This window comes from Streptomyces sp. NPDC047525 (genome assembly GCF_040643025.1).
Lineage (GTDB): Bacteria > Actinomycetota > Actinomycetes > Streptomycetales > Streptomycetaceae > Streptomyces > Streptomyces durmitorensis.
Map to the genome: position 1 here is coordinate 57,409 of NZ_JBEYTL010000026.1, position 23,390 is coordinate 80,798.

20 protein-coding genes are annotated in these 23,390 nt (G+C 71.7%); 6 read left to right on the forward strand and 14 right to left on the reverse strand.

Annotated features, from left to right (window positions below; translation table 11 throughout):
• Positions 1 to 58: 58 nt before the first annotated feature.
• Positions 59 to 253: a DUF3046 domain-containing protein gene (locus ABZ833_RS42080; RefSeq protein WP_351173787.1), complete on the reverse strand. Its 195-nt coding sequence runs from the start codon at positions 251 to 253 to the stop codon at positions 59 to 61.
• Between the two features lie 79 nt (positions 254 to 332).
• Between ABZ833_RS42080 and ABZ833_RS42085 the strand changes: the two genes are divergently transcribed.
• The gene (locus ABZ833_RS42085; RefSeq protein WP_361058669.1) at positions 333 to 1,298 is read left to right on the forward strand and encodes a hypothetical protein; all 966 of its coding nucleotides are present in this window, start codon (positions 333 to 335) and stop codon (positions 1,296 to 1,298) included.
• On the opposite strand, the gene ABZ833_RS42090 is transcribed toward ABZ833_RS42085, so the two are convergent.
• On the reverse strand, positions 1,269 to 2,468 hold the full coding sequence (locus tag ABZ833_RS42090) for a helix-turn-helix domain-containing protein (protein ID WP_361058671.1): 1,200 nt from the start codon (positions 2,466 to 2,468) through the stop codon (positions 1,269 to 1,271). The genes ABZ833_RS42085 and ABZ833_RS42090 overlap by 30 nt on opposite strands.
• 149 nt (positions 2,469 to 2,617) lie before the next feature.
• Between ABZ833_RS42090 and ABZ833_RS42095 the strand changes: the two genes are divergently transcribed.
• The gene (locus ABZ833_RS42095; RefSeq protein ID WP_361058673.1) at positions 2,618 to 3,997 is read left to right on the forward strand and encodes an alkyl sulfatase dimerization domain-containing protein; all 1,380 of its coding nucleotides are present in this window, start codon (positions 2,618 to 2,620) and stop codon (positions 3,995 to 3,997) included.
• Positions 3,994 to 5,343 carry an MFS transporter gene (locus tag ABZ833_RS42100; RefSeq protein WP_361058675.1) on the forward strand — a complete coding sequence of 450 codons (1,350 nt, stop codon included), beginning with the start codon at positions 3,994 to 3,996 and terminating at the stop codon, positions 5,341 to 5,343. Before ABZ833_RS42095 ends, ABZ833_RS42100 begins: the two co-directional genes overlap by 4 nt.
• Here ABZ833_RS42100 and ABZ833_RS42105 read toward each other — a convergent pair.
• Genes ABZ833_RS42105 through ABZ833_RS42115 form a run of 3 tightly spaced genes read right to left on the reverse strand, consistent with a single transcriptional unit; the run spans position 5,312 to position 7,394 of the window.
• Complete coding sequence (locus ABZ833_RS42105) at positions 5,312 to 5,620, reverse strand: AzlD domain-containing protein (protein ID WP_361058677.1); 309 nt, start codon at positions 5,618 to 5,620, stop codon at positions 5,312 to 5,314. The two genes, ABZ833_RS42100 and ABZ833_RS42105, sit on opposite strands and share 32 nt — an antisense overlap.
• Complete coding sequence (locus ABZ833_RS42110) at positions 5,617 to 6,414, reverse strand: AzlC family ABC transporter permease (protein WP_361058710.1); 798 nt, start codon at positions 6,412 to 6,414, stop codon at positions 5,617 to 5,619. Before ABZ833_RS42110 ends, ABZ833_RS42105 begins: the two co-directional genes overlap by 4 nt.
• Positions 6,415 to 6,470: 56 nt before the next feature.
• On the reverse strand, positions 6,471 to 7,394 hold the full coding sequence (locus tag ABZ833_RS42115; RefSeq protein ID WP_361058678.1) for an AraC family transcriptional regulator: 924 nt from the start codon (positions 7,392 to 7,394) through the stop codon (positions 6,471 to 6,473).
• Between the two features lie 79 nt (positions 7,395 to 7,473).
• Between ABZ833_RS42115 and ABZ833_RS42120 the strand changes: the two genes are divergently transcribed.
• From ABZ833_RS42120 to ABZ833_RS42130, 3 genes are all read left to right on the forward strand, one after another.
• Complete coding sequence (locus ABZ833_RS42120; RefSeq protein ID WP_361058680.1) at positions 7,474 to 12,174, forward strand: ATP-dependent helicase; 4,701 nt, start codon at positions 7,474 to 7,476, stop codon at positions 12,172 to 12,174.
• A 72-nt stretch (positions 12,175 to 12,246) separates the two neighbouring features.
• Positions 12,247 to 13,047, forward strand: a complete 801-nt coding sequence (locus ABZ833_RS42125; RefSeq protein WP_361058682.1) for a DNA-formamidopyrimidine glycosylase family protein — start codon at positions 12,247 to 12,249, stop codon at positions 13,045 to 13,047.
• 133 nt (positions 13,048 to 13,180) lie between these two features.
• Positions 13,181 to 14,044, forward strand: coding sequence for an SDR family NAD(P)-dependent oxidoreductase (locus ABZ833_RS42130; RefSeq protein WP_361058684.1), 864 nt, complete (start codon positions 13,181 to 13,183; stop codon positions 14,042 to 14,044).
• Here the strand turns inward: ABZ833_RS42130 and ABZ833_RS42135 are convergent.
• From ABZ833_RS42135 to ABZ833_RS42175, 9 genes are all read right to left on the reverse strand, one after another.
• Positions 13,992 to 14,327 (reverse strand): hypothetical protein, encoded by a 336-nt coding sequence (locus ABZ833_RS42135; RefSeq protein WP_361058686.1) that lies wholly within the window; start codon positions 14,325 to 14,327, stop codon positions 13,992 to 13,994. The genes ABZ833_RS42130 and ABZ833_RS42135 overlap by 53 nt on opposite strands.
• 221 nt (positions 14,328 to 14,548) lie before the next feature.
• The gene (locus ABZ833_RS42140; RefSeq protein ID WP_361058712.1) at positions 14,549 to 15,019 is read right to left on the reverse strand and encodes a DNA starvation/stationary phase protection protein; all 471 of its coding nucleotides are present in this window, start codon (positions 15,017 to 15,019) and stop codon (positions 14,549 to 14,551) included.
• 258 nt (positions 15,020 to 15,277) lie between these two features.
• Positions 15,278 to 15,652: a helix-turn-helix transcriptional regulator gene (locus tag ABZ833_RS42145; RefSeq protein WP_160507571.1), complete on the reverse strand. Its 375-nt coding sequence runs from the start codon at positions 15,650 to 15,652 to the stop codon at positions 15,278 to 15,280.
• Between the two features lie 109 nt (positions 15,653 to 15,761).
• Positions 15,762 to 16,355 (reverse strand): CinA family protein, encoded by a 594-nt coding sequence (locus ABZ833_RS42150; RefSeq protein WP_361058688.1) that lies wholly within the window; start codon positions 16,353 to 16,355, stop codon positions 15,762 to 15,764.
• Positions 16,352 to 17,065 carry a CDP-diacylglycerol--glycerol-3-phosphate 3-phosphatidyltransferase gene (gene pgsA / locus ABZ833_RS42155; RefSeq protein ID WP_249587364.1) on the reverse strand — a complete coding sequence of 238 codons (714 nt, stop codon included), beginning with the start codon at positions 17,063 to 17,065 and terminating at the stop codon, positions 16,352 to 16,354. The genes ABZ833_RS42150 and pgsA overlap by 4 nt, the downstream gene beginning before the upstream one ends.
• Positions 17,062 to 18,555, reverse strand: coding sequence for a 30S ribosomal protein S12 methylthiotransferase RimO (gene rimO / locus ABZ833_RS42160; protein ID WP_361058690.1), 1,494 nt, complete (start codon positions 18,553 to 18,555; stop codon positions 17,062 to 17,064). The genes pgsA and rimO overlap by 4 nt, the downstream gene beginning before the upstream one ends.
• Positions 18,556 to 18,621: 66 nt before the next feature.
• A complete protein-coding gene (locus tag ABZ833_RS42165; RefSeq protein ID WP_361058692.1) occupies positions 18,622 to 19,509 on the reverse strand; it encodes a RodZ domain-containing protein in 888 nt (295 codons plus the stop codon).
• Positions 19,510 to 19,697: 188 nt separating this feature from the next.
• Positions 19,698 to 22,493 carry a DNA translocase FtsK gene (locus ABZ833_RS42170; RefSeq protein ID WP_361058694.1) on the reverse strand — a complete coding sequence of 932 codons (2,796 nt, stop codon included), beginning with the start codon at positions 22,491 to 22,493 and terminating at the stop codon, positions 19,698 to 19,700.
• A gap of 138 nt (positions 22,494 to 22,631) precedes the next feature.
• Positions 22,632 to 23,315, reverse strand: a complete 684-nt coding sequence (locus ABZ833_RS42175) for a response regulator (RefSeq protein WP_249587368.1) — start codon at positions 23,313 to 23,315, stop codon at positions 22,632 to 22,634.
• Between the last annotated feature and the right edge of the window lie 75 nt (positions 23,316 to 23,390).

Here is a 23,390-nt window from a genome sequence, read left to right on the forward strand (position 1 = left end):
CATCTTCACGCCGAAGGGTGCCCGCGACGAGCGCCTGAGGGCGGCGAACTGTCCGCCCTCAGCGCCTATCGGCCGGTACGTCCATCGCCGTGCACACGGCGCGCCAGACGTCCTTGGCGTCCCAGCCCGCGTCCAGTGCCTGATGCACCGTGCGCCCGCCGAGCTCCGCCATCACGTGATCGCGAGCGAACGAGTCGGCGTACCCCTGTCCGAAGTGGTCCGCCATCCGCTCCCAGAAAATCGTCAACCGCATGCCTTCAGTATCGCGCCCTAGAGAGTGCAGCCGGACCCAGGGGGCTTGCCGAAGACGCGTTCCGGCCTACGGTCTGTGCATGGCCGAAACCGGAGCATCCCCGCACGCCGCGCCCTCGCCGGTCGCACGCGCAGAGCACTTCGTCTGGCTCACCGCGCGCGTCCTCGAGCAGCGGCGGTTCGCGTACCACTTCCTGAGCGGCACGGGCGGCACGGCCGGCCCCGGGGCCGGCCCGTCGGCCGACGCGGTCGAGACCGCCCTGGCCGCGTACGACACCGAGGACGGCGGGTACGGGTACGCGCTCGAACCGGATCTGCGCGGCCCGGTCAGCCAGCCCCTGCACGTCGGGCACGCGCTGCGCGTCCTGGACTCGATCCGGCGCTGCGGCGGGCAGCGGGTGGAGCGTGTGTGCCGCTATCTGACCTCGGTGTCGACGCCCGACGGCGCCCTTCCGGCGATCCATCCCAGCCAGCGCGGCTACCCCTCGGCACCGTTCATGCCCGTGGTGGACGATCCGCCGAGCGAACTCCTCGCCACCGGTCCCGTGGTGGGCCTGTTGCACCGCAACGAGGTGTGGCACGCCTGGCTGTTCAGGGCCACCGACTTCTGCTGGGCCGCCGTCGAATCGCTCGAGAAGTCCCATCCGTACGAGATCCAGGCGGCCGTCGCGTTCCTCGACGGGGCACCCGACCGCCCGCGCGCGGAGGCGGCCGCCGACCGCCTTGGCAGGATCACGCGGGAGCAGCAGCTCGTGGCGCTCGAACCCGAGCGGCTCGACGCGTATCCCGTGGCGCCCGGCTACGCACCGGGTGAGCACCACTTCGCGCACGACTACGCGAAGGCACCCGAGTCGCTCGCGCGCGCGTGGTTCACCGACGAGGAGATGGCGCGCTCCCTGGACCACCTCGAGCAGGGCCAGCAGGAGGACGGCGGCTGGCCGGTCAGCTGGCGTCAGTGGGCCCCTGCCGTCGCCCTCGAAGCGCGCCCGATGGTCACCATCGAGGCGCTGCGCACGCTACGGGCGTACGGACGGTCCATCGCCTGACGGGGGCTCCTCGGCCTCCCTCAGCAGCAGTGCCGCGATGGCCAGTGCCGTGCCGCGCGGCGCCGACAGGTCGATGCCGGTGCGTTCGCCGATCTTCGCCAGGCGGTTGTCGACGGTGTTGGGGTGCAGGCCGAGGGCGGCGGCGGTCGCCCTGCGCTCCTGCTGATGGCCGAGGTGGGTGCGCAGCGTCTCCAGGAGCTCGGGCCGGTCGGCGACCGGGTCGAGCAGCGCGGAGATGAGGTGGCTGCTCTCGTTGCGGCGGGAGAGGTGGTACTCCAGGAGCACGTCGGCCATGCGATGCAGTCCCGGAGGCATCCCGCACGCGCGCGTGATCCGCAGTATCTCGGTCGCGGTACGGGCCGCGTCGGTCACGGCCTCGGGCCCGGCGGCGTCCACTGCGGCGACGCGTACGGGAAGGTCGCAGGCCTTGCTGAGGCGGCGCGGCAGGTCCTCGGGGGGCAGGCACTCCTTGGGGACGATGACCCGGCCTCCGTCGGCCTCAAGGAGGGCGAGCACCTCCAGGTCGAAGGCGTGGTCCAGGGCGGTCTGCACGCGTCGCAGCCGCCGCCGTACGGCCACAGGACCTTCGGCGGGCGCCCCGTCGAAGCCGATCGCGAGGACGAGCACCGGCCCCGCGAGGCGCAGTTGGTCGAGCAGCACGTGGCCGGGCGGCACCATGCCGTCGAGCAGACCGCGGACCAGGGAACTGCGCTGGGCGCGCTGCTCGGCCTCAAGGGCGGAGCGCTCGTCCAGGTAGGTCTCGGCCACGGCACCGACGACCGCGGGGTGCGACTGCAGCAGCACGTCGACGAGTTCGACCAGGGCCGCTTCCTCGCCGGGGCGTGCCGCGTCGCGCAGCGCCTGCCACAGGACGTAGACCCCCAGGGCGTGCGTACGCAGCAGCAGGTGCAGCGGCATGCCCTCTTCCGCCCGCTGCGCGGCCCGCTCGCGGAAGAGCCGGTGGCTGCCGGGCTGATCGGTGACGTGCCGCAGGAAGAGGCGCACTCCGTGGCGTGCGGTCGCGGCTATCTCCAGGTCCTTCACGTCATCGGGGAGCTCCGCGTATCCGGGCAGCTCCTCGAACGACTCACGGGCCATCCTGCGCGCCAGTTCATTGACTCTCGGCTCGCAGCGCGCCGCGAGAGACCTCGCCTCGGAGGACAGTGGCACGGTGTCTCCTCTTCAGGGGGCCACGGTTGTGACGCGTCACATTACCCACGGGACCTGTGTGTGACGGGAGCGGATGTCCGACCGCACGCCAGGGCCCGAAACTCGTGACCTGTGGCCATCCACCACTCCGGACACGAGGAGCCGCGGACATGACCGAGCACAAGGCAGTGGACTATTCCGAGTACGTCGACCGGGTGTGGCGGGGCGAGGAGACGCTCCTGTCCCACCTCACCGGCGCGTACACCGGGGACGAGCTGGTGCGGCTGCGCGAACGGGTGGGCTTCTTCCCGGCGTTCGCGAACGTCGCGGTGTTCGACACGGGCGACGGGGTGGTGCTCGTCGACTCGGGCGACTTCCGCACGGCACAGCAACTGCACACCGCGGTCGGCGGGTTCGGCGCCGGCCCGGTGCGCTCCGTGGTGTTCACGCACGGTCATGTGGACCACGTCTTCGGAGTGTTCCCCTTCGACCGCGAGGCGGAGACGACGGGTGGCCGGCCGCCCGAGGTGATCGCCCACGAAGGCGTCACCGCACGCTTCGACCGCTACATCCGCACCGCTGGCTACAACTCCTGGATCAACCGAAGGCAGTTCGGAGTGCCCTCCCTGGAGTGGCCCACCGCGTACCGCTACCCGGACACCGTCTACCGGGACCGCCACACCGTGCGCCGCGGCGAGCTGACCTTCGAGCTGTTCCACGCGCGCGGGGAGACCGACGACCACACCTATGTGTGGATACCGGAGCTCAAGACGCTCTGCACGGGCGACCTGTTCATCTGGAACTCTCCGAACGCGGGCAACCCCCAGAAGGTGCAGCGCTACCCGGAGGACTGGGCACACGCCCTGCGCGCCATGCAGGAACTCGGCGCCGAACTGCTGCTCCCCGGGCACGGCGTCCCCGTCGTGGGCGCCGATCGCGTGCACCAGGCGCTCGACGACACCGCACGGCTCCTGGAGTCGCTGTGCGAGCAGACCAGGGCGCTGATGAACGCGGGCCACCGGCTTGACGCCGTCATCCACGGCGTCCAGGTTCCCGATGAGCTCCTCGCGAAGCCGTACCTCCATCCCGCCTACGACGAGCCGGAGTTCGTCGTACGCAACCTCTGGCGGCTCTGGGGCGGCTGGTACGACCAGAACCCCGCGCATCTCAAGCCCGCCCCGGAGGCGGCGGTCGCGGCTGAGTTCGCGATGGCCGCGGGAGGTGCCCTCGCCTTGGCGCGGCGGGCCGAGCGGCTGCTGGCCGACGGCGAGCCGCGTCTTGCCGCGCATCTGGCGGAGACGGCCGCGCTGGCCGCACCCGACGACGTCGAGGTGGCACGCGTGCGTGCCGAGGTGTACGCGCTGCGTGCCCTCCAGGAGACGTCGACCATGGCGCGCGGAGTCTTCAACTGGGCGGCCGCGGAGTCGGCCGCCGTGGCCGAAGGAACGGACCTGGAGACGGAGTTGACGCGCACCCCCGAGGGACGCCGCCGCGCCGCCGGGGCGATCAGCGTCGGTGTGATCGACGACGAAGACGGCTGCTGCGGATGAGCGGCGCCTGGCGGACCACCTGGCTGCTCCTGGCCTTCATGGTCGTGAACTTCGCCGACAAGGCGGTCCTGGGGCTCGCGGGGCCGGAGATCCGGGCGGACTTCGGCATCACCCGCCAGGAGTTCGGCACCGCGCAGTCGGCGTTCTTCGCGCTGTTCTCGGTGGCAGCGCTCGTGGTCTCCGCCCTGACCCGGAGGGTGCGGACGACGCCGCTGCTCCTCGTGCTCGCCCTGATGTGGTCGGCGGCCCAGCTGCCGATGCTGTGGGGCGCGGCGGGGTTCGGCACCCTGCTGGCCACGCGGGTGCTGCTCGGCGCGGCCGAGGGGCCCGCGTCACCGGTCGCCATGCACCACGTGCACGGCTGGTTCGCGCAGCGTGAGCGGGCCCTGCCGACCGCGATCCTGCTGGTCGGCGCGGCGGCCGGGGTGGCTGTCGCCTCTCCGGTCCTGACCTGGGTGATCACCCACTGGGGCTGGCGCTGGTCGTTCGGCGCGGTGGGCCTGACCGGCCTGGTCTGGGCGGCGGCCTGGCGGGTCTGGGGCTCGGAGGGTCCGCTGGCGCCGCCGGTCGGCAAGGAGGCGGCGGCAGCGGCGGGAACACCAGGAGCACTCTCCGTAGAGGCCCCCGGGAAGACCCCCGCCGAGGCCGACAGCGTTCCGCTGCGCCGGATCCTCCTGTCCGGCTCGTTCGTGACGGCGGCATTCGGTGCCTTCGCGGCGTACTGGCTGATGAGCACCCTGCTGACATGGACGCCCGACTACTTGGAGAGCGTGGTCGGCTGGGACCTCCACCAGGCGGGCACCCTGGTGGGCGTGGGCGCGCTCGCCAACGGCGTGGTGCTGCTCGTGCACGGCCTGATCGCGCAGCGCTCCGCGCGGCGGGACGGCGCACCCTGGCTGCCGGTGGGCGCGGGGGCCGGGCTGCTCATGACGGTGGCGGGCTGCGCCGTCGCCACGTTCGGAGCGGTGGACTCCATGTGGATCAAGGTGCCGCTGATGATGGGCCCGATGGCCCTGGCCATGGTGATGCTCACCGTGGCCACGACGGCCTGCGCATGGATCACTCCGCCCTCGCGGCGGGGCCTCGTCCTGGGCGTGCTCACCTTCGTCTACGCGCTCGGCGGGATCCTCTCGCCCCTGGTCCTGGGCTCCATGGTGGACCGCGCCGCCACGGTGTCCGCGGGCTACGAAGAGGGCTGGCTGCTGACAGCGGTGCTCCTGGTGACCGCGGGCCTCCTCGCGACGCTCTTCTGCCGTCCCGAGAAGGCCGCGCGGCGGCTCGGGGTCCCCGAGACGACGGACACCGCACCGGCGCTCACCCCGCGAGAGCCCGCACCCCCGCGGTGACGACCACCGCCGCCCCGATGACGACCAGGAACGGGGCGCGCAGCAGCAGCGCCACGGCCGCCGCCGCGAGCCCCAGGGCCTTGGCGTCGAGCTCCAGGACCCGCCCGTCGGCGAAGGCCTGCTGGGCCGTGAGGGCGGCGAGCAGCGCCACGGGCAGCAGTGCGGCCATGCGCTTGACGAGCGGGCGCTCCAGGGCGCCCGCGGGCACCAGCAGACCCGCGAGCTTCACGAGGTAGCAACCGACGAAGGTCGCGCCGATCGCGATCCAGATGTTCAACGGTCTTCCCTCTGCGTGTCGTTCTGGATGTCGCCCCGGGAGGCGTTCCGGGTGTCCCCGGGGCTGGCGGCTTCCTTGGCGTCTTCCTTGGCTGCTGCCCTGCGGCCCTCTACGTAGAGCACCGCCGGTGCGGCGAGCGCGGCCACCAGGACCGGCACCCCCGCGGGCAGCACGGGCAGCAGGCCGAGCCCCAGGACGACCGCGATCGCCGCCACGGCCCGCTCCGTGGTCGTCCGCAGCATCGGCGCGAGCAGCGCCAGGAAGACCGCGGGTCCCGCGGCGTCGAGCCCCCACGCGTCGGTGTCACCGATGGCCTCGGCACCGAGCGCCCCGAGGAGCGTGGTGAGGTTCCACAGCACGTAGAGGCTCAGCCCCGTGACGGTGAAGCCGATGCGTGCGGCGCGCCGTGTCGGCTGAGCGAGCGAGACGGCGGTGGTCTCGTCGATGACCCAGTGGGCGGCGAACGGACGCACCGCGCGCGGGAGGGCCAGCAACTGCGAGAGGCGCAGCCCGTAGAACGCGTTGCGTACGCCGAGGAAGAAGGCACCCGCCGCGGCGGTGAACGGGTTCCCGCCGCCCGCGAGCGCCCCGACCAGCGCGAACTGCGAGGCACCGGTGAAGACCAGCAGGCTGAGCGCGCAGGTCTGCAGCACGGTGAGGCCACTGCCCGCCGAGGTCACCCCGAAGGCGAAGCCGGAGAGCCCGACGGCGATCCCGACGCCGAGGGCGTCGCGGACCACGGCGGAATCGGGTTTCTCCGGTGTGCCGACGGACCGGTCGTCGTGCTCGGTCATGCCTGGGGCGTCGTGTCCGGTCATGCCTGGTGCATCGTGCTCGATCATGCCTGGGGCTATGTCTGCGGGATCTGCGGGTGTCGTCTGTTCTGCCACACCCCGGACGGTACGAGCAGGGCCGAACCCCGGTCTTGTACGTTCTTGCGCTCGCCTCGTACGTCCTTGCGCTCGCGCTGGTAGGCCCCGGGCGGCACACCGACGATCCGCGCGAAGTGCCGGTTCAGGTGGGGCTGGTCGGTGAAGCCCACGGCGACGGCCGCCTCCGCGGGCGCCGTCCCCGCGTCCAGGAGGCGCCGTGCGGCGCGCACGCGCGCGTCGGTGAGCCACGCGTGCGGAGGCATCCCGTACGCGTCGCGGAAGGCCCGCAGCAGGGCGAACGGGCCGGCCCCGAGGTCGGTGGCGAGCCGCTCCAGGCTCGGTGGATCGGCGAGCCGCTCCTCCAGGACGGCACGCGCGCGTGCCGCGGTCCTGGCACCCGCGGTGGGCACGGCCCGCTGGGGAACAGGTGCGCCGTTCAGCCGCAGCAGCCGGGTCACGGCCACCCGCAGCAGGGTGTCGGCGGCGAGCGCGTTGCCCTCCTCCGCGGCGCGCAGCACCCGGTGGACGAGGGTCACGGCGTACGGGTCCTCGAGCACCGGGCGGACGAAGCCGGGGGTTCCGCGGATGCCGGTGGTCTCGGCCGCGATGGCGGTGACCAGGTCCGGCGACGGATAGACCGCCGCGTACCGCCAGCCCTCGGGCGCTCCGGCCCGGCCCGTGTGCGTGGTGTCGGGGTTGATCAGGGCGAGCGTGCCCGGCCCCGCGTGCTGATCGGCGCCGCCGTGGTGGAAGACGTCGATGCCCTCGGCGATCGCGGCGATCACGTAGTGCTCGTGGGTGTGCCGCACGAAGGTCTTGTTGATGTAGTGGGCACGCAGCAGGTCGACCCCGGGCAGCTCCGCGTACCGCCAGTGCCGCGCCTGCTCCGCCGAACCTGCCATGACTCCATTCTGCGGCAGCCACGCAAACCCTTTTCCGCAGGTCGGCGCCGTTGTCAGTGGCGGGGTGCACGATGGGGGCATGGTCAGGTCCGCATCCAGTGCCCGCAGCGCCCTTGACGGGTTCTCCCCCGCGACCCGCAGCTGGTTCACGGGGGCCTTCTCCGCGCCCACGTCCGCGCAGGCGGGGGCGTGGAAGGCCATCGGCGAGGGCTCGGACGTGCTGGTCGTCGCGCCCACCGGCTCGGGCAAGACGCTGGCGGCGTTCCTCGCCGCCCTCGACCAGCTGGCCTCGACCCCGCCGCCCGCCGACCCCAAGAAGCGCTGTCGCGTGCTGTACGTATCTCCGCTGAAGGCCCTCGCGGTCGACGTGGAGCGCAATCTGCGCAGCCCGCTGACCGGCATCCGCCAGGAGTCCGTGCGCCTCGGGCTCCCCGAGCCCGAAGTGCGGGTCGGCATCCGCTCGGGCGACACCCCGCCCGCCGAGCGCCGCTCCCTGTCCACGCGCCCGCCGGACATCCTGATCACGACACCCGAGTCGCTCTTCCTGATGCTCACCTCCGCCGCGCGGGACGCGCTGACGGGCATCGAGACGGTGATCCTGGACGAGGTGCACGCCGTCGCGGGCACCAAGCGCGGCGCCCATCTCGCCCTCTCCCTGGAGCGACTCGACGAGCTGCTGCCCAGGCCCGCCCGCCGCATCGGCCTCTCGGCGACGGTCCGCCCGGTGGACGAGGTGGCGCGCTATCTCTCCCCGCAGCGCAGGGTGGAGATCGTCCAGCCGCCGTCCGGCAAGGAGTTCGACCTGTCCGTGGTCGTGCCGGTCGAGGACCTCGCCGAGCTCGGCGGTTCCCCGGTCGCCGACTCCGACCAGGGAGCGGAGCGCCCCTCGATCTGGCCGCACGTCGAGGAGCGCATCACCGACCTCGTCCAGGCACACCGCTCGACGATCGTGTTCGCCAACTCACGCCGCCTCGCGGAGCGCCTGTGCAACAGGCTGAACGAGATCGCGTACGAACGCGCGACGGGTGAGCCCCTCCCCGAAGACCACTCCCCCGCCGAGCTGATGGCCGAGTCGGGCGCGGCCAAGGGCGCCCCTCCGGTCCTCGCCCGTGCCCACCACGGCTCGGTCTCCAAGGAGCAGCGCGCGCTCGTCGAGGAGGACCTGAAGGCGGGCCGCCTGCCTGCCGTCGTCGCCACCTCCAGCCTGGAGCTGGGCATCGACATGGGCGCGGTCGACCTGGTGGTCCAGGTCGAGTCACCGCCCTCGGTGGCCTCCGGCCTGCAGCGGGTCGGCCGGGCAGGACACCAGGTGGGCGCGGTGTCCACCGGCGTCGTCTTCCCGAAGTACCGAGGGGACCTGGTGCAGGCCGCCGTGGTCACCGAGCGGATGCGGACCGGCTCCATCGAGTCGCTGCGCATCCCGGCCAACCCCCTGGACGTCCTGGCGCAGCAGCTCGTCGCGACGGTCTCCCTCGACACCTGGCAGGTCGACGACCTGCTTGCCCTGGTCCGCCGCGCCGCGTCCTTCGCCTCGCTCCCGGAGTCGGCGTTCACGGCCGTCCTGGACATGCTCGCCGGGCGCTATCCGTCGGACGCCTTCGCCGAGTTGCGCCCCCGCGTGGTCTGGGACCGCATCGCCGGCACCGTCACCGGACGGCCGGGCGCGCAGCGCCTCGCGGTCACTTCCGGGGGCACGATCCCCGACCGCGGCCTCTTCGGGGTCTTCCTCGCCGGCGCCGACCCCAAGAAGGGCGGAGGCCGCGTCGGAGAGCTCGACGAGGAGATGGTCTACGAGTCCCGGGTGGGCGACGTCTTCACGCTCGGCACCAGTTCCTGGCGCATCGAGGACATCACCCGCGACCGCGTGCTCGTCTCCCCCGCACCCGGCGTCCCGGGACGGCTCCCCTTCTGGAAGGGCGACCAGCTGGGCCGCCCGCTCGAACTGGGCCGTGCGGTGGGCGCGTTCCTCCGGGAGGTCGGCTCCCTGTCACGCGACGACGCGCGCGTGCGGCTGCTGGCCGCGGGCCTCGACGACTGGGCCGCGGACAACATCCTGACGTACCTCGCCGAGCAGCGAGAGGCCTGCGGCCACATCCCTGACGACCGCACGATCGTGGTCGAGCGGTTCCGCGACGAGCTGGGCGACTGGCGGGTCGTGGTGCACTCCCCCTTCGGCGCGCAGGTGCACGCCCCCTGGGCCCTCGCCCTCGCCTCCAGACTGACCGAGCGGTATGGCATGGACGCCCAGGTCATGCACGCCGACGACGGCATCGTGCTGCGCCTGCCGGACGCCGACCTGATGAGCCTGGACCTGCTCGACCAGGAGCCCAGCGACCAGCATCTGGAGTACGACAGCGATCAGGCGCCCGTAGGAGCGGGAGACGTCGCCTTCGACCAAGGCGAGGTCAACCAGATCGTCACCGACCAGGTGGGCGGCTCGGCCCTGTTCGCCTCACGCTTCCGCGAGTGCGCCGCCCGCGCGCTGCTGCTGCCGCGCCGCAGCCCCGGTAAGCGCACGCCCCTGTGGCAGCAGCGCCAGCGCGCCGCGCAACTGCTCCAGGTGGCCAGCGAGTTCGGGTCCTTCCCCATCGTCCTCGAAGCGGTCAGGGAGTGCCTCCAGGACGTCTTCGACGTCCCCGGCCTCACGGAACTGATGGGCGACATCGAGTCCCGCAAGGTCCGGCTCGTCGAGGTCACCACACCCGAGCCGTCCCCGTTCGCCCGCTCCCTGCTGTTCGGCTACGTGGCGCAGTTCCTGTACGAGGGCGACTCCCCCCTCGCCGAGCGGCGCGCGGCGGCCCTCTCCCTGGACTCCCGGCTGCTCTCCGAGCTCCTCGGCCAGGCCGAGCTGCGCGAGCTGCTCGACGCGGACGTCCTCACGGAACTGGAGCAGGAGCTCCAGTGGCGCACGGAGGACCGCCGCGTCAAGGACGCCGAAGGCGTCGCCGACCTGCTGCGCCTCCTCGGGCCGCTCACCTCCGCCGAGTTGGCCGAGCGCGGCGCCGAGCCTGATTGGGCGCAGGAGCTGGCCTCGGCCCGCCGGGCGATCAGCGTCCGCATCGCCGGGGCCGACCACTGGGCGGCGATCGAGGACGCGGGCCGCCTGCGCGACGCGCTGGGCACCGCGCTGCCGGTCGGCGTCCCGGAGGCATTCACCGAGCCCGTCAAGGACCCCCTCGGCGATCTCGTCGCGCGGTACGCACGCACGCACGGCCCCTTCACCTCGGCCACAGCCGCGGCCCGCTTCGGACTCGGCGTCGCGGTCACCGAGGGCGCACTGCAGCGCCTCGCCGCCAACCAACGCGTCGTACAAGGAGAGTTCCATCCGGCGGGCATCGGCCAGGAGTGGTGCGACGCGGCCGTCCTGCGCCGCCTGCGCCGCCGCTCCCTGGCCGCCCTGCGGCACGAGCTGGAGCCGGTGCCGCCCGCCGCGCTCGCCCAGTTCCTGCCCCAGTGGCAGCACTTGAGCGGACACGGACTTCGAGGCGTGGACGGACTGGTGCGCGCCATCGAGCAGTTGCAGGGGGCGACCGTGCCGGCGTCCGCGCTGGAGAAGCTCGTCCTGCCCTCCCGCGTCACCGGGTACGCACCGGCGATGCTCGACGAACTCACCGCCTCCGGAGAGGTGGTGTGGGCCGGGGCCGGATCCCTGCCGGGCAAGGACGGCTGGATCTCCCTGTATCTGGCCGACGCCGCGCCCCTGCTCCTGCCACCGGCCCACCCCCTGGAGCTCACCGCGCTCCACCAATCGGTCCTCGACACCCTCTCCGGGGGGTATGGCCTGTTCTTCCGGCAGATCGCCGACCAGGTCCGTGCCACCACCCATCCCGATGTCTCCGATCCCCAACTGGCCGACGTGATCTGGGATCTGGCCTGGTCCGGAAGGCTGACGAACGACACGCTCGCCCCCATGCGCTCGCTCCTCGGATCGGGCCGCACCGCGGGCTCCACCGCCCACCGCGCCAAGCGCTCCGCCCCGCGCGGACGCTACGGCACGCTGACGGCCGCCGCCCGGCCCACGTCGCGTACGGGCCCGCCGACCGTGGCGGGCCGCTGGTCGCTGCTCCCCGCCCACGAACCCGACCCCACCCTGCGCGCCCACGCCCTGGCCCGCACCCTCCTGGACCGGCACGGCGTCGTGACCCGTGGGGCAGTCGCGGCGGAGGGGGTCGAGGGCGGCTTCTCGGCGACGTACCGCGTTCTGTCGGCCTTCGAGGACAGCGGTCAGGCACGGCGCGGCTATGTCGTCGAGGGGCTCGGCGCCGCCCAGTTCGCCATGGACGGAGCGGTGGACCGGCTGCGCGCGGCGGCGAACGCCCGTGACCGCACGGACAGTTCACCGTCCGCCATGAACTATTCCCCTCGCTCCCCGCGTTCCTCGGACACCCAGGCCCTCGTCCTGGCCGCCGCCGACCCGGCCAACGCGTACGGAGCCGCGCTCCCCTGGCCCGACCCGCCCACCGACGCGGGCCACAAGCCGGGCCGCAAGGCAGGCTCCCTGGTCGTCCTCGTCGACGGCGAACTGACCCTCTACATGGAGCGTGGCGGCAAGACCCTGCTGGCCTGGCCCGCGACCCCGCAGGACGACACCCCCGCCACCGAGGACGTCCGCCTGCACGCGGCCGCCGAAGCCCTCGCCGCCGCGGCCCGAGCGGGCTCACTCGGCACGGTCACGGTCGAGCGCATCAACGGCAGCTCGTCCCTCACCTCCCCCTTCGCCGCCCTCCTGGAAGGAGCAGGTTTCCACGCCACCCCACGAGGCCTGCGCCTGCGCGCGTAACGCCCCCAGACACACGACCACGCCTGAATCTCCTCACCCTCACCTCGCCCCCGACATGCCACCCTGGACCTCATGCCCGAAGGAGACACCGTCCACCAGGCAGCCCGGCGGCTGCACACCGCGCTCGCCGGGCACACCGTCACGCGCTCCGACCTCCGCGTCCCGAAGCTCGCGACCGTCGACCTCACCGGGCGCACCGTCTTGGACGTCACCCCGCGCGGCAAGCACCTCCTCACCCGCTTCGACGGCGGGCTCACGCTGCACTCCCACCTCCGCATGGACGGCTCCTGGAAGGTGTACGCCCCGGGCGAGCGCTGGAGCGGCGGCCCCGGCCACCAGATCAGGGCGATCCTCGGCACGGCCGACCGCACGGCCGTCGGCTATCGCCTGCCCGTGCTCGAACTCCTCCGCACCGCCGACGAGCACAAGGCCGTGGGACACCTCGGCCCCGACCTCCTTGGCCCCGACTGGGACCCCGAGCAGGCCATCGGCAACCTCCTGACGACCCCCGACCGCCCCCTGGGCGAGGCCCTGCTCGACCAGCGCAATCTCGCGGGCATCGGGAACGTCTACAAGAGCGAGCTCTGCTTCCTCCTGGGCATCACCCCCTGGCTCCCCGTCGGCGAGCTCCCCGCCGAGACGGCATCCCGCCTCCCCGCCCTCGCCAAGAAGCTCCTGGAAGCCAACCGCGACCGCCCGGCACGCACCACCACGGGCCGCGACCGCGCGGGCCAGCGCCTGTACGTCTACGGCCGCGCACCCCGCCCCTGCCTGCGCTGCGGCACCCCCATCCGCACGGCCGAGCAGGGCGACGGCTCCCGCAGCCGCCCCACGTACTGGTGCCCCACCTGCCAACAGGGCCCGACCCCCTGAGCCCACGGCCGCCGTGAACCCACAGCCGCCCTGACCCCACGGCAGGCCAGGCGCACACCCACCCCCACACAGCCGACAACCCACCCCTGCCCACCAGTTGACGCCCCGTCAGATCCCGCCGTACCGTCCCGTCATGCCCCTCACGGCGTACGACCTCAGCGGACGCACCGCATTCGTCACCGGCGCGGCCAGCGGCATCGGCAGGGCCTCGGCCGTGCTCCTCGCGGAAGCGGGCGCCACCGTCCACTGCGCCGACCGCGACGCCCAGGGGCTCCACAAGACGGCCACGCTCATCAAGGCCGCGGGCGGCACCGCGCACACCCACCCCCTGGACGTGGCCGACAGGACCCAGGTCGAGCAGGCCGTCGCGAGCGCCACAGCGGCCACCGGACGTCTTGACGTCATGGCCGCCATCGCCGGGATCATGCACAGCAGCCCGGTCCTGGAGACCCGCGACGAGGACCTCGACCGGGTCCTGAACATCAACTTCAAGGGTGTCCTGTACGCCTGCCAGGCCGCCGCCCGCGCAATGATCGCGGCGAACACCGGCACCCCGCCCGACACCAGCACCAAGACCGACACCGGCACCGGCACCAAGACCGCCACCAGCACAGCGACCAACGGCTCCCGCCACCCAGGCAGCATCATCACCATGGCATCGGGCGCCGTGGACACCGGCGGCCCCGGCCTCCTCTGCTACGGCGCGGCGAAAGCCGCCGTCGTCCAGCTCACGAAGACCCTCGCCACCGAGGTGGGCCCGCACGGCATCCGCGTCAACGCCGTGGCACCGGGCTGGATCCGCACCCCCATGACCGACCGCCACGACTCCGACGCCCAGGCGCACACCGAGGGACTGATGGTCCGCATGTCCCCCCTGGGCCGCGTCGGCGAACCGGAGGACATCGCCCACGCCGTCCTGCATCTGGCATCCGACGCGTCCGCCTTCACGACGGGCCAGATCCTCCGCCCGAACGGCGGCGTCGCCATGCCTTGGTGACAGCGCCACCGGCGGCCTGAGCAGCGGACTTGGCCGTACGCTCCCCAGGCCACCGCAGCGCACCGTCCGGCCGCCGGGCGCGCTCCCTGGACCAGTACGCGGCGCCCACCGCCCGGGACTTCGGCACGCAGTGCACCGGAAGCAGACTCAGCCCCCAGCCACCGGCCGCGACGGCACCCTCCAGGACTCCCGCATCGGGCGCGAGGGCCAGCCGCAGCACGCCCCACCACCAGAGCGCACCGAGCGCCAGAGCCGGCGCCCACCGCACGACTCTCCATGCCACGGCCACCACCTCCACCTGAGGCTCGACGCCCGGTCGACGCTAGACGCCCGGCTTCGCCCGGCGGGAGGGCGCACCGCAGGGCACACGAGGCACGGCGACGACCACCGGAATCAACCGTTCTGCGCGGTCAGCTGTACCCCACGATCAGCCGTACTCCGTGATCAGCTGTTCTCCGCGATCAGCCGTTCCCCCCTGGAGATCAGCCGTTCTCCATCTGGAGATCAGCCGTTCTCCGCCTGGAACATCCAGTGATGCTTCTCCAGATCGGCCGTGATGCCGATGAAGATGTCCTGGCTCACCGGATCCGCCTCGCCGGTCGCCTCGACCCGCTCCCGCATCCGCGTGATCACCGCACCGAGCGCGTCCACGAGCGTCCCCACCGCGTCCGCGTCCTTGACCCAGCCGTCGGCGACCTCGGCGATGCCGCTGCTGCGCGCGACGGTCGCCGCACGGCCGTCGGGCGAGACTCCGAGCGTGGAGGCACGCTCGGCCACCGTGTCGGAGTGCAGCCGCGCCGTGTCCACGACCTCGTCGAGCTGCAGATGGACGGAGCGGAAGCGCGTCCCGACCACGTTCCAGTGGATCTGCTTGGCGACCAGGGAGAGGTCGACCAGGTCCACCAGAGCGCCCTGCAGGGCATCCGAGACCGTCTTCAGATCCGCATCGGACAGAGGGCTCTTCACGACGTACATCCAGCCTCCAAAGCTCATGAAACCCCCGTAATCGAAAATCCCCACCAACAATGGCACAAGTGCACCAATCAGGGCATCTTCGGGCAGACCACAGGCGGCCCCGGGCGGACCACAGGCGGCCCGTGCAGACGGCGGAGCGACACCCGGCCAGACGGCGGAGCAGCACCCGGGCAGAAAAAAGCCCCGGCCGGTGACCCGGCCGGGGCTTCCACACTTCTGAGCGCTCGAGCAGCGTGCGCAGTCAGCGTCAGCGCGACATCACGCCGCGACGACGTCCACCGCTTCCGCAGGCGCCTTGATCGTCACCCGTTCCGGCGGCACACCGCTCACCGAGACGGAATTGAGCATCGGGCGAACCGGTGCGCGCACCGGTTCCGTAGCCGCTGCCGACGCAGCCAGTTCGGCGAGGGAGAGCTCATCGCTCACCTCGCGCATGAGCTCGGACATCCGTACGTCAAGCGCGTCGCAGATCGCGGAAAGCAGCTCGGAGGATGCCTCCTTCTGCCCCCGCTCCACCTCGGAAAGATAGCCGAGCGAGACTCGGGCGGACGAGGAGACTTCGCGCAGAGTACGGCCCTGGCGCTGGCGCTGCCGACGCAGCACGTCACCCAGCAGGCGACGGAGCAGAATCATCGGTGGCTCCCTCCTCGGACCGCGTAGCCGCATCCTTCACGCCCCACCGTACCGCCTTGCGCGGCGGCCGTGCGGGGAGCGATGTCGTGTTCACTCAGGGCTGCAAACATCAATTCCCCCCGTTCTGTTCCGTATCCTGTGCCCGCCCATTCCCAGCACGTTCGCCGGACAGCCGCTCGAGCAGCAGCGTGAGCACGCTCCGTACACTCTCCATACGGATGTCCGAACGCTCACCGTTCAACCGCAGCGCGGCCACTTTCCCCTCAGAGCGAAGAGCGGAACCCGGTCCGCCACCCGTGGAAATCGGCCGGTCGGCCGTGGCATCCGGCCCGTCGAATGCGACGAAAACGGTCCCTACGGCCTGTCCGTCCTGCGGATCCGGCCCCGCGACGCCCGTGGTGGCGATCCCCCAGTCCGCGCCCATGACCTTGCGCACACCGGCCGCCATCTGCAGCGCCACCTCGGCATCCACGGCACCGCGCTCGGCCAGCAGAGTGCCGTCGACCCCGAGCACCTCGTGCTTCAGCTCGGTCGCGTACGCCGTCACGGACCCCCGGAAGACCCGTGAGGCCCCCGGCACCGCCGTCAGCTCGGCGGCCACCAGACCGCCGGTGAGCGACTCGGCGACGGCGAGCGTCTCGCCCCGCGCCTGAAGAAGCCGCAGCACCTCCGCAGCAGGGCCAGGTCCGCCGGCGGACGTCACGTCGCCGACTCCCGAGCCCCCTCGCCGGAGGCCGCGGCGGAAGCGGCGGCCGCTTCCCGCGCCTCCGCAAGGCCGAGCCGACGCAGCACGACGGCCTGGCGCACGTAGTCCAGGCCGGTCACCACGGTCAGGACGACGGCGACCGCCATCACCCAGAACCGCAGCGTGGCGAGCGGCCCGGTCAGCGCCAGGACGTACATCCCGGCCGCCGTGCCCTGCCAGAGCGTCTTCATCTTGCCGCCGCGACTGGCCGGAATGACACCGAAGCGGATCACCCAGAACCGCAGCAGGGTGATGGCGAGCTCACGTCCGAGAATGACGCCCGTCACCCACCAGGGCAGATCGCCGAGGTAGGACAGACAGATCAGCGCGGCGCCCATGATCGCCTTGTCGGCGATGGGGTCGGCGATCTTCCCGAAGTCCGTGACCAGGTTGTACGTACGCGCCAGGTGCCCGTCGAACAGGTCGGTGATCATGGCGACGGCGAAGGCCGCCCAGGCCCATGCGCGCCAGGCCGGGTCGTACCCGCCGTCGGCGAGCAGCAGCATCACGAAACCCGGCACGAGCAGCAGCCGGATCACCGTCAGCAGGTTGGCGACGTTCCACACGCTGGCCTGATTGACGGCCGCAGCGCCCAACTTTCCACCGCGCACCGGCTTGGCGCCCTGCGCGCCGGAGCCGCCCGCCGCGGATGCCGGGACTCCGGTCATCTGCGCGCCTCCTCGGCCGGGATCCGGGGCGAGTCCCCCAGAATTTCGCTGTACTCAGCCACCAGGTCCACGCCTTCCGTGCCGACCACCTTTGCCACGACCATACGACCGACCTGCAGGTCGTCCCCACCCGTGGCACCCGTGAAGCGGATCTGGCCGTCCGTCTCGGGCGCCTGGTGAGCCGCCCGGCCGATCGCGCCGTCCTCGTCGTCCACGGACTCCACGAGCACCTCGACGGTCTCACCGAGACGGTCGTCGGCGCGCTGCGAGGTCAGTTCCTCGGCGAGCCGCGAGATGCGTGCGAGCCGCTCGTCGACGACGTCCTGGTCCAGCTTCTGGTCGTACGTCGCCGCTTCCGTGCCCTCCTCGTCGGAGTACCCGAAGACGCCGATGGCGTCCAGCCGCGCACCCGTGAGGAACCGCTCGAGTTCGTCCACGTCGGCGTCGGTCTCGCCGGGGAAGCCCACGATGAAGTTGGACCGCACACCTGCCTGCGGTGCCTTGGTCCGGATGGTGTCCAGGAGCTCCAGGAACCGGTCGGTGTCCCCGAAGCGCCGCATCGCCCGCAGCACGCCGGGAGCGGAGTGCTGGAAGGACAGGTCGAAGTAGGGGGCGACCTTCTCCGTGGAGGTCAGCACGTCGATGAGTCCGGGGCGCATCTCGGCGGGCTGCAGATAGCTGACGCGCACCCGCTCGATCCCGTCGACGGCGGCCAGCTCGGGCAGCAGCGTCTCCAGGAGCCGGATGTCACCGAGGTCCTTGCCGTACGAGGTGTTGTTCTCGGAGACGAGCATGACCTCCTTGACGCCCTGCTCGGCCAGCCAGCGCGTCTCGCCGAGCACGTCCGAGGGGCGCCGCGAGATGAAGGACCCGCGGAAGGAGGGGATGGCGCAGAAGGAGCAGCGCCGGTCGCAGCCGGATGCCAGCTTCACCGAGGCGACGGGGTTGGTACCCAGGCGCCGCCGCAGCGGGGCACGCGGCCCGGACGCGGGCGCGAGGCCGTCGGGCAGGTCCACGGGCGCGTGCCCGGGCAGCGCGACGTCGGAGCCCGCCTCCTGCCGCTCCGCGGGGCTGATCGGCAGCAGCTTGCGCCGGTCACGCGGGGTGTGAGCCTCGACACTGCCGCCGCTCAGGATGGTGTTCAGGCGGGTGGAGATGTCGGAGTAGTCGTCGAAGCCGAGGACACCGTCGGCTTCGGGCAGGGCTTCGGCGAGTTCCTTGCCGTACCGCTCGGCCATGCAGCCGACGGCCACGACGGCCTGGGTCTTGCCGTGACCCTTGAGGTCATTGGCTTCGAGGAGGGCGTCGACGGAGTCCTTCTTGGCGGCTTCGACGAATCCACAGGTGTTGACTACGGCGACGTCCGCGTCTTCGGCGGCCTCGACGAGCTGCCAGCCGTCCGCCTCCAGGCGGCCTGCCAGCTCCTCCGAGTCCACCTCGTTACGGGCGCAGCCAAGAGTGACAAGGGCGACGGTACGGCGTTCGGGCATGCTCTCAAGACTACTTTGTCCCTGCCCGGCCCCCCGCCGCGAGGGTCCGGGCCTCTGTCACACGGCTCAGCCGACCTCGGGATCACCCTTGGTGTACGTGAGCCGCTCGACCTGACCGGGGTCGAACTCGTTCTCGACTGCCTTGCCGTTCACGAACAGTTTGATCGCGCCCGCGTCACCGAGGACCAGGTCGATCTTCCGCTTGTCCTGGAAGGTCTTCGACTTGCCCTGCTCCAGGACGCCGTCGAAGAGCGTCCGGCCGTTGTGGTCCTTGGCGGAGATCCAGCTGCGGCCGTCCGCCGCGTTGACCTTGACCGTGACCTTGTCCTGCGGGGCGCCTGCGATCGCGCTGTCCGAGGGGTCCGGCTTGGGGTCGGCCGGCTTGTTCGGTGCCGGCTTCGTGGCGGGCTTGCTGGTGGCGGGCGTGGCGCCCTCGGCGACCTGCGACTTCGAGCCGTCGCTGTCGTCCCCGCCGCTGAACGCGGTGAAGCCGACGAAGCCGATCACGGCGACGATCGCGGCGACCATGGCCGCGGTCCAGTTGGGACGGCGCGGATCGGACCTGATCCGCTCGGCCTCGAAGAGCGGCGCCGCCGGGGTGGGCGCGGGCGGGCGCCCGCCGTGCGCCGCGTCGTACTGGGCCAGCAGAAGGGCGGGATCGACCCCCACGGCGCGTGCGAGGGTCCGGATGTGGCCGCGGGCGTACACATCTCCGCCACACCGGGAGAAGTCGTCCTGTTCGATCGCGTGCACGATCGGGATGCGAACCCGGGTGGACGTGCTGATTTCGTCGACGGTCAGGCCCGCGTCAATGCGTGCCTGCTGCAGCGTGCGCCCGATCGAGGGCCGGTCGTCAGCCGGGCTCTCAGCTGCCGGACGGTCGTCAGCGGGCCGGTCGTCAGTGGGTCGGTGGTCTGAAGGGCGGTCGTCTTCAGGGGAGTTGCCGATGGACACGGGGGCGCCTTTCGAGCGTGTAGCCACCTGCCGGATGTTCAGTCTAGGGGGGTTCGGAAAGCCTGGGGCAACTGGGCGACGGAGTTTGTACGCCATCGGAATGGCCGGACATCCTGATGGTGGGGCATGGTGCTGTCCCTCCCCTCAACTTGACGTATGCCGAAGGGAAACGGTTGCCTGCCGCTCCCTTATGGGTGAGCCTCCCCCCGGATCACGGCAAGCACGCCATCCAGCTCATCGCCCTTCACAAGAACGTCACGAGCCTTGGAGCCCTCGCTGGGGCCCACGATGCCGCGCGATTCCATGAGGTCCATGAGCCGTCCGGCCTTCGCGAAACCGACCCGCAGCTTGCGCTGAAGCATCGACGTGGACCCGAACTGCGTGGAAACCACCAGCTCAGCGGCTTGACACAGCAGATCGAGGTCGTCGCCGATGTCCTCGTCGATCTCCTTCTTCTGCTTGGTCCCCACCGTGACGTCGTCCCGGAAGACGGGGGCCATCTGGTCCTTGCAGTGCTGGACGACCGCGTGGATCTCGTCCTCGGTGACGAAGGCGCCCTGCATTCGGGTGGGCTTGTTCGCGCCCATCGGCAGGAAGAGCCCGTCACCCTTGCCGATCAGCTTCTCGGCGCCCGGCTGGTCGAGGATGACCCGGCTGTCGGCGAGCGAGGAGGTGGCGAAGGCGAGCCTCGATGGCACGTTCGCCTTGATCAGACCGGTCACGACGTCCACGGACGGCCGCTGCGTGGCGAGCACCAGGTGGATGCCCGCCGCGCGCGCGAGCTGCGTGATGCGCACGATCGAGTCCTCGACGTCCCGCGGGGCGACCATCATCAGGTCGGCGAGCTCATCGACGATCACCAAGAGGTACGGGTAGGGGGTGAGCTCGCGCTCACTGCCCTCGGGCGTCTTGAGCTTGCCGTCGCGGACGGCCTGGTTGAAGTCGTCGATGTGGCGGTAGCCGAACGCCGCCAGGTCGTCGTAGCGCAGATCCATCTCGCGTACGACCCATTGGAGCGCCTCGGCGGCCCGCTTGGGGTTGGTGATGATCGGCGTGATCAGGTGCGGGATGCCCTCGTACGCGGTGAGCTCGACGCGCTTGGGGTCGACCAGGACCATCCGTACGTCCTCGGGGGTCGCCCGCATCATGATCGACGTGATCAGACAGTTGATGCAGGACGACTTGCCGGAGCCGGTGGCTCCGGCGACCAGGATGTGCGGCATCTTCGCCATGTTGGCCATGACGTAGCCACCCTCGACGTCCTTGCCGAGCGCCACCAGCATGGGGTGGTCGTCCTCGGCCGCGTCCGCCAGACGCAGCACGTCGCCCACGTTGACCATCTCGCGGTCGGTGTTCGGGATCTCGATGCCGACCGCGGACTTGCCGGGGATGGGGCTGATGATGCGGACGTCGGGGCTGGCGACCGCGTACGCGATGTTCTTGGCAAGGGCCGTGATCTTCTCGACCTTCACGGCCGGGCCGAGCTCGATCTCGTACCGCGTGACCGTCGGACCCCGCGTGAAGCCCGTGACGTCCGCGTCGACCTTGAACTCCGTGAAGACATTGCTGAGCGAGGCGACGACCGTGTCGTTCGCGGCACTGCGGGTCTTGCCCGGACCGCCGCGCTCGAGCAGGTCGAGCGAGGGCAGCGAGTACGTGATGTCCCCCGCGAGCTGCAGCTGCTCGGCGCGCGGCGGCAGATCCCGCGGCACGTCCGGAGCGGCCTTCGTCAGGTCCTTCACGCCGGAGCCCGACGTGTCGCGGGACTCCCCCGGCTTCTTGCGGAGCACACCGGGCGGCGGGCTGTCCGTCGCCCGCGCGGTCGGTACGGGGGCGGAGCTCTCCGCGGCCGGCACCGGCGTGGAGCTCTCCGCCGACTGCTCGTCGCGCTTCTCGGAGACGCCCTGCGTGAGGTCGGCGACCAGCGGCGATGGCGGCATGCCGTGCAGGACGGCGCCGTCCAGGGCGGCGGCAGCGGCGGCAGCCACGTCCACCGCGTCCATCGGCCGGTCCAGAGAGGGCTGTGCGGACGCCCTGCGGGGCCTGCGCCGCCGGGTGAGCGCCTCCTCCTCCGCCTGCTCCGGGGCGTACGCCTCAGGCGTCTCTCCGCGCCTGCGCGAGCGGGCGGGCAGCGCCTCGCGCCACTGCTCCTCGTACCGCTCGTCGTCCGCGTAGTCGCCCTGCACCGCTTCGGGCTCCGCCTGGACGACGCCGAGCTTGACGCCGAGCAGCCGCAGCCGCTGCGGGATGGCGTTGACGGGCGTCGCCGTGACGACGAGCAGCCCGAAGACGGTCAGCAGGACGAGCAGCGGTACGGCGAGGACCTCGCCCATGGTGAAGATCAGCGGAGTGGACGTGGCCCAGCCGATGAGGCCGCCCGCGTCCCTTATGGCCTCCATGCCGTCCGCACGGGCCGGCGAACCGCAGGCGATGTGCACCTGACCGAGCACGCCGACGACGAGTGCGGACAGGCCGATCACGATGCGGCCGTTGGCGTCGGGCTTCTCGGGGTGCCTGATGAGGCGTACGCCGATGACCGCGAGCAGTATCGGAAGGAGGAGATCGAGGCGGCCGAAGGCGCCGGTCACCAGCATCTCGACGAGGTCGCCCACGGGACCGCGCAGGTTCGACCACGTGCCCGCGGCGACGATCAGCGCGATGCCGAGCAGCAGCAGCGCGAGGCCGTCCTTGCGGTGCGCCGGATCGAGACCCTTCGCGCCTCGCCCTATGCCGCGGAACAGCGCGCCCACGCTGTGCGCGAGGCCGAGCCAGAGGGCGCGCGCGAGGCGGTACACGCCGCCCGTGGGACTGGGCGCCGGCTTGGGCGCGGGCTTCTTCGCCGCGGCTTTCTTGGCGGGCGCCTTCTTCGCCGGAGCCTTCTTCGGCGGCGGCTTCTTGGCGGCGGCCTTCTTCGCCGGAGCCTTTGTGGGCGCGGCCGCCTTCTTCGCGGGCGTCTTCTTGGCTGCGGACGGACGTGAGGCCATGCGTCTGAGGTTACCGGTGGAGGCCACTGCGGACACGTGTGCCCACTGCTTCACCCGTTTGTGTCGCCCTTGCGGGGGCGGTGAACTGACGGATGTTCACCGCCTCCGCGTCGGCTTGTGCCCCGTGTCCGCGTCGGTTCAGCTCTGCGACGACACCGAAGGCGCACCGCTGCCGGTGCCCGGCTCCAGGGCGTCAAGAGCCCGCCGCAGGCCGGTGAGTTTGCGTTCGAGATGGGCCGCGGTGGCGACAGCGGCGGCATCCGCCGAGTCGTCGTCCAGCTGTTTCGAGAGCGCCTCCGCCTGTTCCTCGACGGCCGCGAGGCGCGCCGAGAGCTCGGCGAGGAGCCCCGCGGGCTCCTTGGCTTCACCCGCCGTGGACTTGCCGCCGCCTTCCAGCTGGAGACGCAGCAGGGCTGCCTGCTCCCGGAGTTGGCAGTTCTTCATGTACAGCTCGACGAACACCGAGACCTTCGCGCGCAGCACCCACGGATCGAACGGTTTGGAGATGTAGTCCACCGCACCCGCCGCGTAACCGCGGAACGTGTGGTGCGGGCCGTGGTTGATGGCGGTGAGGAAGATGATCGGGATGTCCCGGGTCCGTTCTCGCCGCTTGATGTGCGCGGCGGTTTCGAAACCGTCCATGCCTGGCATCTGGACATCCAGCAGAATGACCGCGAAGTCGTCCGTGAGTAGTGCTTTGAGCGCTTCCTCCCCGGACGATGCCCGTACCAGGGTCTGATCGAGCGCAGAGAGGATGGCCTCCAGCGCCAGCAGATTCTCCGGCCGGTCATCGACCAGGAGGATCTTGGCCTTCTGCACCATGGCCCGCCCTCCTCGCCCCGGCGGTACACCGGGCGCCGCCCCAGGGGACGACTCCCTTACGCCGTCCGTCCTTGT